The organism is Campylobacter sp. IFREMER_LSEM_CL2127 (assembly GCF_025771745.1).
In the GTDB taxonomy this organism is placed as follows: domain Bacteria; phylum Campylobacterota; class Campylobacteria; order Campylobacterales; family Campylobacteraceae; genus Campylobacter_D.
Window position 1 is genome coordinate 103,063 of record NZ_JAKMQV010000002.1, and the last position, 14,699, is coordinate 117,761.

Genomic DNA, 14,699 nt, shown 5'->3' on the forward strand with positions numbered 1-14,699 from the left:
ATTTTTGCTATAATTTTAACAAAAAAAGGTTTATTATTTTGGATTTTTCGTATTTATTGTTAAAAACATTGCCTAGTATGACTTTGGTTTTTAATATCTTAGCTTTATTTTTAGCTTATTTTTTTAAGCAAAATAAGATTTTTTTCTTGCTTTTGTTGATTTTATGTGCTAGGGCTTTATCTTTAGTAGCAAGTGAGTATCAAGCGCATTTGTTTATCTCGGTATTTTTACCTTTTTCTTTTGTGCTTTTTGTATTTTTACAAGATAGTAAACTTGTTTTTGAAAGAATTAATCTCATTAAATTTGTGTATTTAGCCTTTATGGGTTTTGTAGCGTTAATACTTAGCACAAGTACTAATTTTAATGCAAGCATTACAAGTGAGATTTTTGGTCTCTCAACGCAATTTTTTAAACCTATTAGTGAGTTAAGTTTTTGTGTGTTTTGGGCGGGAATGATATTTTTATTATTTTCGTATTTTAAAAACAATGATTTTCATTTTTTGCTAGCTTATATGGGCTTGAATGTGCAGTTTTTATTTTATAATAGTGTTGATTTGGGTTATTATGAATTTGCTTCTTTGGTGTTGATAGGATTTTTAGCGTATAAAGCTTATAAAATAGCCTTTTTTGACACTTTAACCAATTTGCCAAATTTAAAAGCCTTAAGAAGATATGCTCAAGGGCTTGAAAATTTTCATTTAGCCTTGATTGAAGTAAAAAATATCAATGAAATTTATCATCAAAAAGGCTCAAAAATGGGCGAGTTTATAATGCATGAATTTGCTAGGATTTTAAAAAAAGCTTTACACGCTAGGGTTTTTAAAGATGATAAGGATTATTTTATTATTGTATTTGAAAATGAAAATATAGCCTTTGTGCAAAGCAAGCTTCAAATGCTTGAAAATTTTATGCAAAAATATAGTTTTGAATTGAAAGAGCAAAATGCAAAATTAGAAATTAGACTTTGTTTATCAAACAAAAATGAAAACATAGAAGAAAGTTTAAAACAAGCAAAATTAGAACTTAGAAAACAAAAGGATTAAAATGTTAGATTTGATTTTTAGAGAGTATGACATAAGAGGGCTTTACCCAAGTGAGTTAAATGAAAAAAGTGTAAAAGCCATAGGCTATGCCTTGGGTTTAGAAATGAAATCAAGAGGTTGTGAGAAAGTAAGCGTAGGCTATGATGCAAGATATAGTGCAAATGAACTTTTTAACTATTTAATCAGCGGTTTAAATAAAGCTAATATGCAAGTTTTCAATATAGGTTTAGCACCAACTCCTATGGGTTATTTTAGTTTATTTTTTGATGAAATTTTCGATGCAAATATCATGATAACAGGTTCGCACAATCCAAAAGAATACAATGGCTTTAAAATCACGATTAACAAAGAAAGTTTTTTTGGTGCTGATTTGAAAAAGCTTTCTTTAAAAGTGCAAGAGTATTTAGAACTTGAAATCAATGATGATTTAAGATATGAAAATTATGATGTTAAAAGCTTATATATAGACTTTTTAGCTAAGCATTTTTCACATCTTAAGGGTTATAAAGAAAAAATCATCATTGATTGTGCAAATGGAGCTACTGGAGTGATTATAAAACCTTTGGTGGAAAAATTAAATCTTAATGCACAAATTTTATTTGAAAATCCTGATGGAAATTTCCCAAATCACGCGCCCGATCCAACAGAGCTTGAAAATTTACACGCATTGCAAGTTGCGTTAAAAGAAAATGAAAATGCAAAAATGGGCTTTGCTTTTGATGGAGATGGGGATCGTTTAGTAGTCGCAAGTAAAGATTATGTATTTAAGGGTGATGAGCTTTGCTATTTATTTGCTAAAAATATAAAAAATCCTAGAGTTTTAGGTGAAGTAAAATGTTCTAAAAATCTTTTCGATGAGGTAGCTAAATTTGGTTTTATCATGATGGGTAAGACTGGGCATTCTAACATTAAAAAAATGATGAAAGAGCAAAATATCGACATAGCAGCAGAGCTTAGTGGGCATATTTTCTTTAAAGATAGATATTTTGGTTATGATGATGGAATTTATGCATTTTTAAGAACTTTAGAGCTTTTAGTAAATGGTTTTGATATAGAAAAATTAGTTAAAGAATTGCCAAAACTTTATGCAAGTGAAGAGATTAAGCTTAAGGTTAGTGAGGAAAATAAATTTCAAATCATAGAAAAATTTAAAGAAAAAGTAAAAGCAAACGCTTTTGAAAATGTGCTTGATTGTAATGAAATTGACGGAGTTAGAACCACCTTTAAAGAAGGGTGGGCGCTTTTGCGTGCTTCTAATACAAGCCCGTATCTTATCATGCGTGCTGAAGCTACAAGCGCTGAATTTAAAGACTTTTTAGAAGCAAGAGTAAAAGAACTTTTTGAAGAAATCATAAAAGAGCTTGCATAAGCTCTTTTACATCAATATTTTTTGTGTATAAATATGCTCTTAAGAGTTTAGGGATTTTTGCTTTTCTATAAATTTCTTTAAATTCTTTTGGCATTTTCTCACAACTTACAAAAGGAAAAATCAAAACTTTTTCTTGTATATAAACAATGCCTATTTTATGCGAAATCACTCCATCGCCTTTTAATGCTTCTTGTCTTTGTTTGGCGCTTAAAAGCACTCCAAGCTTTTTAAAACATTTTGCGATTAAACTTTCATCTTTATGAGTGATGTAAATATTTTTAAATTCACAAATATTTTCTTCTTTTAAGTCTTTTTCTAGGTATTTAAAGCTTTTTTTTACTCCATTTGGATAAAGCTTTAAAAACTCATTAGCAAAATTTTTGCGTATGAAATTTCTAAAATATTTTTCATCATTATTACTCTCATCATGAAAATAAGTGATATTGTTTTCTTTTAGGTAGTTTAAAATTTCTTCTTTTGGAATTTCAAGCAAGGGTCTTATGATGGTAAAATATTTTCTTTTTTCAATATCTTTAAAACCAAGTAATTCTCTAAGCCCTGCACCTTTAGAAAATTGCATTAAAAACCATTCTAGTTTATCATTTAAATGATGAGCTAGTAAAAGATTATCATAAGAGTGATTTTTGCAAAGCTCTTCAAAAAACTCATAACGCAAAGCTCTTGCGCAAGCTTCGAAATTTTTTGTTATCTTGGATGCGGTTTTGATATAAATTTTTTTATGAAAACGCTTGGCTAATTCTTTGGCACTTTGTTCTTCTTTATCACTATTTTTACGAGTTTTATAGTTTATAAAAGCAAGATCAAAATCTATGTTTTTTTCTAAAAGCATGAAAAATAAAGCACTAGAATCACTCCCGTGAGAAAACGCTAAAAGATTTTTCCCTTGCTTTAAATGATTTAAATATTTGCTATCAATCATCAAGCTTTCTTAAAGCTTTTGCAATGAGCTTTTTATCTAAGCTCTGTGTGATTTCACACTCATAAAGCTCACCCATTTCTAAATCGCCACAATCACTTTCATTGATGAGAATTTCTCCATCAATATTTCTATCCCAACGCAAATCTTTTGCGCCGATGAAAAATTCTCCTTCAGAGCTTTGACCTTCACAAAATGCTAAGGTTTTTTTACCAACTTGTTGATTAAAGCTTTTTTCTATACACTCATCGACGATTTTTTCTATCACTTTTAATCTTGCATTGATGATTTTACTAGGAATTTGTTCCATGTCAAAAGCTGCGGTATCTTCTTCTTTAGAATAAGCAAAAACACTAATTCTATCAAAACCAAATTCTTTTATAAAAGCGCATAATTCTTCAAAGTCCTCATCACTCTCTCCAGGGTGTCCTACTATAAAACCTGTGCGTAAAAATGAATTTGGAGCTTGTTTCATTAAATTTAAAAGTTCGATTAATTTAGCTTTATTAGCTCCGCGTTTCATGATTTTAAGCATATTATCACTGATGTGTTGCAAAGGCATATCAAAATAATTTACAAAAACTTTTGATTGAATAATTTTTTCTATCACTTCTTTACTAATGCTTGTTGGATATAGATATAAAATTCTAGCAGCCTTTACACCTTGGATATTTTCTATAGCCTCAATAAGCTTTAAAAGTCCATCTTTTTGACCTTGATCAAATAAATACGAACTTGTATCTTGGGCGATAAAAGAAAAGTCTTTATAGCCTTTTTTAACAAGCTCTTTTACTTCATTTGCAATGCTTTCTAAGCTTCTTGATTTAAGTTTGCCTTTAAAACTTGGTATGGCGCAAAATGAACATTTTTGATTACATCCTTCAGCTATTTTGATAAAAGCATGATAGTTTGATCCTGTGATCACGCGATTGGTATTTTTATTTTGCAAGTAAGTAGAATTGGAAAAAAGATTAGTTTTTTTAAGTATCATTTCATCAATTTTTTCATAATCTCCCACACCGGTAAAAAGATCAACTTCAGGTAGTTCTTTCATTAATTCTTCGCGGTAGCGTTGCATTAAACATCCTGTTACAACTAACAATGAATCTTTTTTTCTTTGCTCGTGTAAGTCTAAAATCGCATTTATGCTTTCTTTTTTAGCACTATCTATAAAGCCACAGGTATTTACAATCAAAACATCAGCTATGCTTGGCTCATCACAAATTTCATAATCACTCAATCTTCCAAGCATGATTTCACTATCAACTAAATTTTTATTACAACCTAAAGACATTAAAAAAAGTTTTGGCATATTTCTCACTTTAAATGTTTTATTTTTTTGCTAAAATTATAAGATTAAATTATATCAAAATTAGAAAGAAAATTTTTATGGATAATTACGAATACAGCGAACTTTTAAAAAAATTAAAAAATAAAGTTGGAAATATCGCTTCTATCATCAAGCCTGAAGAGATAAAAGCAAGATTAAAAGAAATAGAAAATTTAGAAAATTCTCCTTCTTTTTGGAGTGATGTAAAACAAGCAGGAGTGATAGGTAAAGAAAAAACTAAAATTTCAAATTTACTTAAAAATTATGAAAATGCAAATAATGCTTTAAATGATGCAAGTGAGCTTTTTGATCTTGCTAATAGTGAAAATGACTTAGATACTATAGAAGCTTTATTTGAAGATGCAAACAAGCTAGAAGATCTTATTGTAAATCTTGAAATTTCTATGCTTTTAAGTGGAGAAAATGATGGTAAAAATGCTATAGTTTCCATTCACCCAGGAGCAGGCGGAACGGAGAGTAATGACTGGGCTAGTATGCTTTATAGGATGTATTTGAGATTTTGCGAAAGAGAAGGTTTTAAAGTGGAAACACTTGACTTTCAAGAGGGCGAAGAAGCAGGGCTTAAAGATGTTAGCTTTTTAGTAAAAGGTGAAAATGCTTATGGGTATTTAAAAGCTGAAAATGGCATTCATCGTTTAGTAAGAACTTCTCCGTTTGATAGTGCAGGACGCCGCCATACGAGTTTTTCTAGTGTGATGGTTTCGCCTGAACTTGATGATGATATAGAAATAGAAATTGAAGAAAAAGATATAAGGATTGATTATTATAGAGCAAGCGGAGCAGGTGGACAGCATGTTAATAAAACTGAATCAGCAGTGCGCATAACTCATATGCCAAGTGGTATAGTAGTGCAATGTCAAAACGATAGAAGCCAACATAAAAACAAAGCCACAGCCTTTAAAATGCTAAAATCACGCCTTTATGAGCTTGAGCTTATGAAACAACAAGATGAAGCAAATTCAAGCGAAAAAAGTGAGATAGGTTGGGGGCATCAAATCCGTTCTTATGTGCTTTTTCCTTATCAACAAGTCAAAGACACACGCTCAAATGAAGCTTTTTCGCAGGTTGATAATATCTTAGATGGGGATATTAAAAAAATCATAGAAGGTGTTTTAATAGCGCAAAAAGCACAAGATTAATACTACAAAAGGATATTAAATGGAAAAAATTCTAGTTTGTGTGGATGTTTTAGAGCCTTGTAGGGAAAGTTTGCATTATGGGGTGTATTTAGCTAAAAAGCTAGATTTACCTTTAATGTTTTTATATACCATAGAACCAAATTTTACTAATGCTGAATTAGCTTGTAGTTTTGGCATAGGCGCTAGTGGATGTGTGATTGAAGATTTAGTAGAAGAGCAAAGTCAAAAAAATGAAAATCTTTGCAAAAAAGGGCAAAGAATTTTAGAAGAATTTTGTGCTTATGCAAAAGAACAAGGCGTAAAAGAATGCTTTAGTGTGCAAAGAGATGGAGATTTGGAAGAGGTTTTAAAAGAATACAATGATCAAATAAGATTAGCCATAGCAGGTTTAAAAGGCGGAGGTAAGAAAAACAAAATAGGCATTCATACAGAAGAATTAGTAAGAGCTTTAAATGTGCCTATTTTGCTTGTAAATTCTGCTTTTAAAGAGATTAAAAGTGTGATGATGGCTTATGATGGGAGTAATTTGGCTAAAAAGGCCATAGAACAAGCCATTAAAAGACCTATTTTCAAAGAAGCAAAGCGTTATGTGGTAAATGTATCTAAAGATGAAAAAGCTTCTTATGAGTTATTAACTCAAGTAAGTCAAATTTTTAAAGAAGCAAATTTAAATGTGCAAACTCAGCATTTAAATGGAGAGGTTACTCAGGCTTTATTTGATTTTGGTGAGCAAAATGATATAGATTTATTGATTATGGGAGCTTATTCACATCACTGGTTAAAAAGTATTTTATTTGGTAGTTTGACAAATGATATTTTAACTAAGGCTAAAAAACCTTTATTGCTGATTCGCTAATGTTGCACCATAGACTTTTAAATCATTATATTAGCATTTATCACAAAAGCACCAAACAATTTCTCTTGGTTTGGACTTTGCTTGCTATGGTGCCTTTGTTTTGTAGTTTTTTATTTGATGAGCTTGCTATTTATGCAACAGGTAAAATTACTTCTGAAATTTTATTTTTAATTTTAAATATTATTCCTATTATGGTGGCTGTGGCATTGATGGTTTTTTTGCTTATTAGTATTTGGGCTGCTTTTAGTGGAAAGATTAATATTAAAGAAAAATTTTTTATTATTTTATATGCATATGTTTTGATATGGTTTGCGTATGGAAATTTGTATTATTTTTCTTGCGATGTAGATAATTACAATAGAATGTTAATTGCTACTCAAAAAAATGAAAATTTAGATATTGCGGATTTGCAAGAAAAAGTTATAGAAGTGCAATTTCAAACACCTATAAGAGGAATTCATAATTTTTGGTCTTTAAATGATGAGTTAAAACCTCAAATTCAAAATAGAATAAAAGGTTTGGTTGATTGTTATTATTTTAGCGGAGTTACTATGCTAACGATAGGCTTTGGTGATGTAACGCCTGTTAGTTCTTTGTTAAGATTATTTAGCGTATTTCAAGGATTTTTAGGGCAGGTTATTGTTGTGATTGCTATGGGGCTTTGGATTAATCAAGTAGGTAAGCAATAGCTTACCTTGTGATTAATGTTTTATAGCATATTTATTTTGTATTTCTTCATGTCCTAGTATTTTTTGGATATTACAATTTTTATCAATATCTAATTTTTTAACATCATAGTGAAAATTAGTACAATTGTGCAATAAAAACGCCATTGTTTTAGCATTATGTACATCCCATCTTGACAAATCTTGATCAAATTGTTTGCAATTTTCAAACATATGTGCCATTGTAATGGCATTATGCACATCCCAATTTTCTACTTTATGGTTGAATTTAAGACAATTACAAAACATGTATTTAGTATCTTTTACATTTGACATATTCCAAGAAGATAAGTCTTGATCAAAAGATTCACAATCAAAAAACATTCCTTCCATGTTTTCAACATTTCTAACATTCCATTTAGAAATGTCATGATTAAAGCTTTTGCAGCAATAAAACATATAAGACATATCTTTAACATTTGATACATCCCATTTTTCTATACCATCAAAGTTAGTCCTAGTGGAATAGTAGAATAAATAAGACATATCCGTAATTAAGCTTACATCAATTTCATCTAAGGCAATAAGCTCTTCTCTAACAAGAGCAACTAATTCACATTTAGTTTTAGGCGTAAACATGTTAGCTCCTTTTTGGATGTTTATTACAATATAATTATAATATTATTTAAATATAAAGTAGAAAAAATAAATATTAAATTAATAAAAAAGTATAAAATACTATAATATGTTTCATTATGAAACATATTATAAATTTAATAGGAAAATTAAGCTAATTGATATAAAGATTAACCATATAAAAAGAAAAAATGCCATTAAAAATGGTTTAAAACCCGCATTTATTAAAACATTTTTATGGATATTTACTCCCAAAGCTACCATAGCCATAGAAAGCAAAAGTGTATCTATGGTTTGTATGCTTGGTTTTATATAGTTAAGTGCAAAATCGGTATTTAATATTTCAAGTGAGCTAATACCACAAGCAAATAAAAACCATAAAGCAAAGTAAGGAATATTTGCTTTAATGGAGATTTTTTCATTATTTTTGCTTAGAAATTTCAATGAAAAAAGACTTAAGAAAATTAAAAAAGGCACTAGCATTAAAACACGCATCATTTTTTCTATGATAGCACCATCTCCTGCTTGTACAGCTTCACCTGCTGCAACAGCATGTGCAACTTCATGCAAGCTTGCTCCCATGAAATACCCCATTTGCTTTAAACTAAAAAAATCAAACCAGCCTAAATTCCAAGCCAAAGGATATAAAAACATCCCCAAAGTTCCAAACACAACCACAGTGCAAACTGCCACGCCAACTTTAGCAGAGCCACCTTTAACAATGCTTTCACTAGCCATCACAGCAGCTGCTCCACAAATGCTTGAGCCACTACTTATAAGTATGCTTTCTTTAAGATCAAGTTTGAATAATTTTCCTAACAAAAGCCCTATAAAAAAGGTAGAAAATACCACTAAAAATGCTAGTAAAATCCCATTTAATCCAACTTTTTCTAAATCATTAAAAGTAATTCTAAAACCATAAAGTATAATCCCAAGTCTTAAAATTTCTTTTGTTGCTATGCCTAAAACTCCTGATTTTTTGAGTAAATTTGCATTTTGATGTGCTAAATTTCCTATTAAAGCTCCCAAAATCACAGCTGCGATTAAAGCTGAAATTCCAAGATTTTTAAAAAAATTAAGCTCAGAAATAGCAAAAGCACAAAAAGCAAGAGTAAAAATCAGTAAAAAAGCTTCAAATTTTCTATGTTTATATATATTTTTATGCATGAGTTTTCCTTTTTTTGTTTTTTGTAATCTTAATGATTTTTTTATGATAAGTAAAATTAATTTTATTTGATATAATGATTAAAAATATTTATCAAAAGAGTACTTATGACTTTTAAACAAATAAAATATTTTCAAGCCTTGTGTAGAAATTTAAACTTAAGAGCTTGTGCTAAAGAATTAAATATAACCCAATCTGCTTTGTCTTTAGCTATATTTGAACTTGAAAAAAGTTTAAACACCAAGCTTTTTGATAGAAATGCTAAATTTTTAAGCTTAAATGAAAAAGGAAAGGTTTTTTTAAAACAAATCGCTCCTTTGATTTTAGAATTTGAACGTATTGAAAAAGTAATGCAAGATGATCAAAGCTATGAAATAAGTATGAAAGTGAGTCAAAATGTAGGTACTTATTTACTAGGATCTTTTTTAGATCAAAAGGCAGAAAATATCAAGTTAAATTTGTCTTTGGATAATAGCCAAAATATCATCAAAGATATTTTAGATAAAGAAATAGATATAGGTTTGATTGAAGGGATTTGCAAAGATAAAGATATAAGAAAGATTAAAATTTGTGATGATGAGCTTATTGTAGTGAGTAAAAATGACTTAAAAAAAGAATTTTTCATAGATGAATTAAAAGATTTTAAATGGTTAAGTCGTGAGCAAGGTTCAGGTGCAAAAGAAGTGTTTTTAAATGCTTTACCTAAAGATGTAAAGCTTAATTTAGTCTATGAGCTAAACTCAACTGCTATGATAAAAGAGTTAGTTAAAAAAGGTGATTTTTTAGCAGTTTTACCTAAATTTAGCGTCAATGAAGAGCTTGAAGCTAAAAGCCTATTTGAAGTGAGATTAAAAAATTTTAAAATTTCAAGAGAGCTTTGTTTGATTTATCATAAAAATAAAGAGCCAAGCAAGAAATTTATAAATTTATGTGAGTTTTTAAAACTTTGCATTCAAAAAGATTTAGTTTAGCTCTTGAATGCATTTTTTAAAAAGCTCCCCTCTTTCTTCATAGGATTTAAACTGATCTAAGCTCGCACAAGCAGGGCTTAGCAGGGCTACTTCATCATTAGTTAAGTTTTGATTGATTTTTTCTACTGCTTTAGGTAAAAACTCGCAAAAATGTGCTTTTAAATTAGCATTTTTAGCGTATTCAAGCATTTTATTAGTGCTTTTTCCTATGGCATAAAGCTCTATATTAAGCTCTTTCATAAAAGCAAATAAAGCACTTAAATCCACTCCCTTATCATCCCCACCTATGATAAGATGAATTTTTTTATCCTTATAGCGTTTAAGAGCAGCTAAACTAGCATCCAGATTAGTCGCTTTAGTATCATTTACCCAAAGTCTATTTTTATGATCAAATATTTCTTCAAGTTTATTTTTTTCTATTTTAAACTCGTTTAAAAGCTCATAAGAACAACGATCTAGTATGATTTTTTCTATACTTAAGGCAATAAGTGCATCAAGTAAAAATGGAGTTTTAAAATGAATTTTTTCTAAGTCAATTTGCATTTTTTTAGCTAAATCTTGCTCATCTTCATAGCTTATAACATAAGCATGGGTTGGATAAGCCTCATATTTTTTAGGTAAAATTACCACATCATTTTCATTCATTCTTTCAAGCACGCTAAGCTTTGCTCGCTCATAATTTTCAAAGCTTTTATGCCAAGAAAGATGATCAGGTGTGATAGGTAAAAGCGCATAAATTTCAGGTTTAGCTATTTTGGTGTAAAAAAGTGAAAAAGATGAGCTTTCTAAAATCCATAATTTAGCATTAGTATCCATTTGTGCTAAAGGAGTTCCTATGTTTGCTCCCATTTGTGCATTGATGTGTTTTAAAAGATGGTGTGTCATTTGAGTGGTGGTGGTTTTGCCATTTGTTCCACTTATCCAAACGCTTTTTGGCATGCCATCATAAAAAAAATCATACTCGCTACTTAAATTTTTTGCTTGCTGTATGAGATGATGATCGCTTGGAAAACTAGGGCTTGGAATTTCTAAGTCACTTTTTAAAGGATCAAATTCACAAGGTGGTAAAAGTGTATTGTTAAATTCATCCTTACTTATACTTGTAAAATGATCATCATAAATATCGCAATTTCCAAAACGCTGTGCAAAAGCTTTAGTTGTTTTTCCGTATCCAAAAAGTGAAATTTTCATTATCTTAACTTTATACTAATTAATGCAATAATATTTGCAAGTAAGGCTATCATCCAAAAACGCACGATGATTTTATTTTCCACCCAACCTATTTTTTCAAAATGATGATGAATGGGTGCCATTTTAAAAACTCTTTTGTTAAAAATTTTAAAACTTCCTACTTGTAAAATCACTGAAATAGTTTCTAAAACAAATACAAAACCTATAAGCAAAAGCAAAATTTCGTTTTTACTTACTATACCAAGATAGCCTAAAAATGCCCCTATGCTTAAACTCCCACTATCTCCCATAAAAACTTGCGCAGGATAGCAGTTATACCACAAAAACCCCATAAGCGCACCAACTAAAGCTGCACTTATTACCACAAGTTCTCCTAGGCCTTGAATTTTAGGTAAAAATAAATAAGAACTATAAATAGCATTTCCGCTTAAATACAAAAAAGCACCAAGGCTTAAAAGAGAAAATATAGAAGGCACAGTTGCAAGCCCATCAAGTCCATCGGTTAAATTCACAGCATTAGAGCTTGATACAATAACTAAAATCCATAAAAACAACATAAACATACCACCATCAAAAATAGCATGTTTGTAAAAAGGTAAATAAAATTCAGTATTTATATCAAATAAATACAATAAACCAACACAGATAAAAGCAGCGCTAAATTGTCCTAGAAGCTTCATTTTTGGGCTTAGCCCTGCATGATTGTCTTTTTTTAAAATTTTCCCTAAATCATCCACTAAACCTATAGTGCAAAATAATACCAAACATAATAATCCAACAATTACAAAACTATTATTTAAATCAGCACTTAAAACACTTGCTATGATAGTGGCAAAGATAAAAACAAGCCCACCCATAGTAGGAGTGTGAGATTTAGCTTGGTGTGATTGTGGAGCGTATTCATAAATAGGTTGATTTGCTTTTTTATTTTGAGCCCATTTGATAAATTTTGGCATTAAATACAAACTCAAAAATAAAGCGATAAAAAATGCAAAACCAGCACGCACGCTAATATAAGAAAAAAACATATAATTTGTATATTCTGTAAGATAAAGCAAAATTTTAACCTTGTATTTGTTTTTTAAAAGCATAATTTTAGTAAAATCACATAAATAAATTATAAAAAAGAGTAAAAAATGAGTCAAAAATGTATTTTGATAATCACAGATGGTATAGGACATAATACAAATTCAAACTATAATGCTTTTTTTCATGCTAAAAAGCCAACTTATGATAAGCTTTTTGAAAATACCCCTAATGTTTTGATAAAAACAAGTGGTTTGGCAGTTGGTCTACCTGAAGGTCAAATGGGTAATAGCGAGGTAGGGCATATGTGTATAGGTAGTGGACGCATAATTTATCAAAATTTAGTCAAGATAAATAAAGCCATAGAAAATGATACTTTAAAAGATAATAAGGCTTTAAAAGATTTATTGCAAAAATGCAAAAGAGTACATATTATAGGGCTTTATAGTGATGGTGGGGTGCATTCTATGCATACGCATTTTAATGCGCTTTTAAAAATTTGTAAGCAAGAAAATAAAGAAGTTTTTGCGCATGCAATTAGTGATGGTAGGGATTGTCCTCCAAATTCAGGTTTAGAATTTATAAAATCTTTACAGGAATTTTGCGAAAAAGAAGGGATTAATTTTGCTTCTTTATCGGGAAGATTTTATGCTATGGATAGAGATAAGCGCTATGATAGGGTTAAGTCTTATTATGATGCTTTATTTGCTAAGGCACAAAAGTGTGATGATTTTGTGCAATTTATACAAAAAAGCTATGATGAAAATATTACAGATGAGTTTTTAACCCCAGTTATTAGTCAAAACTTTGATGGAATTAAGGCTGAAGATGGTGTGATTTTTATCAATTTTAGAAATGATAGAATGCGTCAATTAGTTGCTTCTTTAACCCAAGAAAGTTTTAATGAATTTCCAAAAGAAGTACTTGTAAAAAATGCTATTACTATGAGTTTGTATGATGAGAGTTTTAAACTGCCTGTGATGTTTGAAAAAGAAGAATTAAATAATACCTTAGCTTCTGTGATAGCTAATGCAAATTTAAGCCAACTTCACACAGCTGAGACAGAAAAATACGCTCATGTAACTTTTTTCTTTAATGGGGGAAAAGAAGAATTAGAGTGTAATGAAACAAGAGTTTTAATCCCAAGTCCTAAGGTAAAAACATACGATGAAAAGCCTCAAATGAGTGCTAAAGAAGTCGCAGATGAAGTGATTAAGGGTATAGAAAATGGTATGGATTTTATCGTAGTAAATTTTGCAAATGGTGATATGGTAGGACATACGGGTGATTTTGAAGCTGCAGTTAGTGCGGTTGAATGTGTGGATGAGTGTTTGGGTAGGGTTATTGCTAAAGCAAGAGAGCATGATTATGCTTTTATTATTACTTCAGATCACGGAAATTGTGAAGCAATGAGGGATGAAAATGAAAATATGCTTACTAATCACACGACCTTTGATGTTTTTGCTTTTGTGGAAGCTAAAGGAGTAGAAAAGCTTAAAGAAGGTATGGGGCTTAGTAATATAGCACCAAGTGTGCTTAAAATTTTAAACTTGCCTATCCCAAAAGAAATGGATGAGGCTTTATTTTAATTTAAAGGAGAACAATGAAATTTAGTGGAAAAAATGTTTTAATAACAGGTGCAAGTAAAGGTATAGGTGCAGCAATAGCTAAAGAATTAGCAAGTCATGGCTTAAAAGTTTGGATTAATTATAGAAGTAAGCCTGAGCTTGCTGATGCGTTAAAAGAAGAGATAGAAAAAAGTGGTGGCACTGCAGCTGTGATTAAATTTGATGCAAGCGTTGAAGAAGAATTTACAAGTGCTATTGCAACTATAGTAGAAAGTGATGGTGAGCTTAATTACTTAGTTAATAATGCGGGTATTACTAATGATAAACTAGCGCTTAGAATGAGCATGGATGATTTTTCTTCAGTGATTAATGCTAATTTAAATTCAAGCTTTTTAGGTTGTAGAGAGGCGTTAAAAACTATGAGCAAAAAACGTTTTGGTGCGGTTGTAAATATCGCTTCTATAGTTGGAGAAATGGGAAATGCAGGCCAAACTAATTATAGTGCTAGTAAAGGCGGTATGATAGCTCTAACAAAATCTTTTGCTAAAGAAGGTGCAGCAAGAAATATAAGATATAACTGCATTACTCCAGGTTTTATAAAAAGTGATATGACTGAAGTTTTAAGTGATGAAATAAAACAAAATTATATTAACAATATCCCTTTAAAGCGTTTTGCGGATGCAAGCGAGGTAGCTCAAGCTGTGGCGTTTTTATTAAGCGATCATTCTTCTTATATCACAGGAGAAATTTTAAAAGTCAACGGTGGGCTTTATATGTAAAAG

At 30.0% G+C, this 14,699-nt stretch carries 14 protein-coding genes; 8 read left to right on the forward strand and 6 right to left on the reverse strand.

Annotated elements, in window-relative coordinates; genetic code table 11:
- Positions 1–38 precede the first annotated feature (38 nt).
- Positions 39–1,043, forward strand: coding sequence for a GGDEF domain-containing protein (locus L8V77_RS02260; RefSeq protein WP_263663604.1), 1,005 nt, complete (start codon positions 39–41; stop codon positions 1,041–1,043).
- Between the two features lies 1 nt (position 1,044).
- Positions 1,045–2,412 (forward strand): phosphomannomutase/phosphoglucomutase, encoded by a 1,368-nt coding sequence (locus tag L8V77_RS02265; protein ID WP_263706502.1) that lies wholly within the window; start codon positions 1,045–1,047, stop codon positions 2,410–2,412.
- On the opposite strand, the gene tilS is transcribed toward L8V77_RS02265, so the two are convergent.
- On the reverse strand, positions 2,393–3,355 hold the full coding sequence (tilS, locus tag L8V77_RS02270; RefSeq protein ID WP_263706504.1) for a tRNA lysidine(34) synthetase TilS: 963 nt from the start codon (positions 3,353–3,355) through the stop codon (positions 2,393–2,395). The two genes, L8V77_RS02265 and tilS, sit on opposite strands and share 20 nt — an antisense overlap.
- The gene (rimO, locus tag L8V77_RS02275; protein ID WP_263706505.1) at positions 3,345–4,661 is read right to left on the reverse strand and encodes a 30S ribosomal protein S12 methylthiotransferase RimO; all 1,317 of its coding nucleotides are present in this window, start codon (positions 4,659–4,661) and stop codon (positions 3,345–3,347) included. The genes tilS and rimO overlap by 11 nt, the downstream gene beginning before the upstream one ends.
- A 77-nt stretch (positions 4,662–4,738) precedes the next feature.
- Here rimO and prfB point away from each other — a divergent pair, with 77 nt between their 5' ends.
- Genes prfB through L8V77_RS02290 form a run of 3 tightly spaced genes read left to right on the forward strand, consistent with a single transcriptional unit; the run spans position 4,739 to position 7,384 of the window.
- The gene (gene prfB, locus L8V77_RS02280) at positions 4,739–5,839 is read left to right on the forward strand and encodes a peptide chain release factor 2 (RefSeq protein ID WP_039617474.1); all 1,101 of its coding nucleotides are present in this window, start codon (positions 4,739–4,741) and stop codon (positions 5,837–5,839) included.
- 19 nt (positions 5,840–5,858) lie between these two features.
- The gene (locus tag L8V77_RS02285; protein WP_263706507.1) at positions 5,859–6,695 is read left to right on the forward strand and encodes a universal stress protein; all 837 of its coding nucleotides are present in this window, start codon (positions 5,859–5,861) and stop codon (positions 6,693–6,695) included.
- Positions 6,695–7,384 (forward strand): ion channel, encoded by a 690-nt coding sequence (locus L8V77_RS02290; protein ID WP_263706509.1) that lies wholly within the window; start codon positions 6,695–6,697, stop codon positions 7,382–7,384. The genes L8V77_RS02285 and L8V77_RS02290 overlap by 1 nt, the downstream gene beginning before the upstream one ends.
- Before the next feature lie 12 nt (positions 7,385–7,396).
- On the opposite strand, the gene L8V77_RS02295 is transcribed toward L8V77_RS02290, so the two are convergent.
- Entirely contained in the window at positions 7,397–7,999 is a 603-nt protein-coding gene (locus L8V77_RS02295) for a BspA family leucine-rich repeat surface protein (protein WP_263706511.1), read from the reverse strand.
- A gap of 126 nt (positions 8,000–8,125) precedes the next feature.
- Positions 8,126–9,163: a YeiH family protein gene (locus L8V77_RS02300; protein WP_263706513.1), complete on the reverse strand. Its 1,038-nt coding sequence runs from the start codon at positions 9,161–9,163 to the stop codon at positions 8,126–8,128.
- Between the two features lie 105 nt (positions 9,164–9,268).
- Between L8V77_RS02300 and L8V77_RS02305 the strand changes: the two genes are divergently transcribed.
- Positions 9,269–10,132, forward strand: coding sequence for a LysR family transcriptional regulator (locus L8V77_RS02305; protein ID WP_263706515.1), 864 nt, complete (start codon positions 9,269–9,271; stop codon positions 10,130–10,132).
- Here L8V77_RS02305 and murD read toward each other — a convergent pair.
- Both murD and mraY read right to left on the reverse strand, forming a co-directional pair.
- Entirely contained in the window at positions 10,124–11,323 is a 1,200-nt protein-coding gene (gene murD / locus L8V77_RS02310; protein ID WP_263706517.1) for a UDP-N-acetylmuramoyl-L-alanine--D-glutamate ligase, read from the reverse strand. The two genes, L8V77_RS02305 and murD, sit on opposite strands and share 9 nt — an antisense overlap.
- Entirely contained in the window at positions 11,323–12,381 is a 1,059-nt protein-coding gene (gene mraY, locus L8V77_RS02315; RefSeq protein ID WP_133319598.1) for a phospho-N-acetylmuramoyl-pentapeptide-transferase, read from the reverse strand. The genes murD and mraY overlap by 1 nt, the downstream gene beginning before the upstream one ends.
- A gap of 78 nt (positions 12,382–12,459) precedes the next feature.
- Between mraY and gpmI the strand changes: the two genes are divergently transcribed.
- Positions 12,460–13,938, forward strand: a complete 1,479-nt coding sequence (gene gpmI / locus L8V77_RS02320) for a 2,3-bisphosphoglycerate-independent phosphoglycerate mutase (RefSeq protein ID WP_263706519.1) — start codon at positions 12,460–12,462, stop codon at positions 13,936–13,938.
- A 14-nt stretch (positions 13,939–13,952) separates the two neighbouring features.
- Positions 13,953–14,696: a 3-oxoacyl-ACP reductase FabG gene (gene fabG / locus L8V77_RS02325; RefSeq protein WP_263706521.1), complete on the forward strand. Its 744-nt coding sequence runs from the start codon at positions 13,953–13,955 to the stop codon at positions 14,694–14,696.
- Positions 14,697–14,699: the final 3 nt, after the last annotated feature.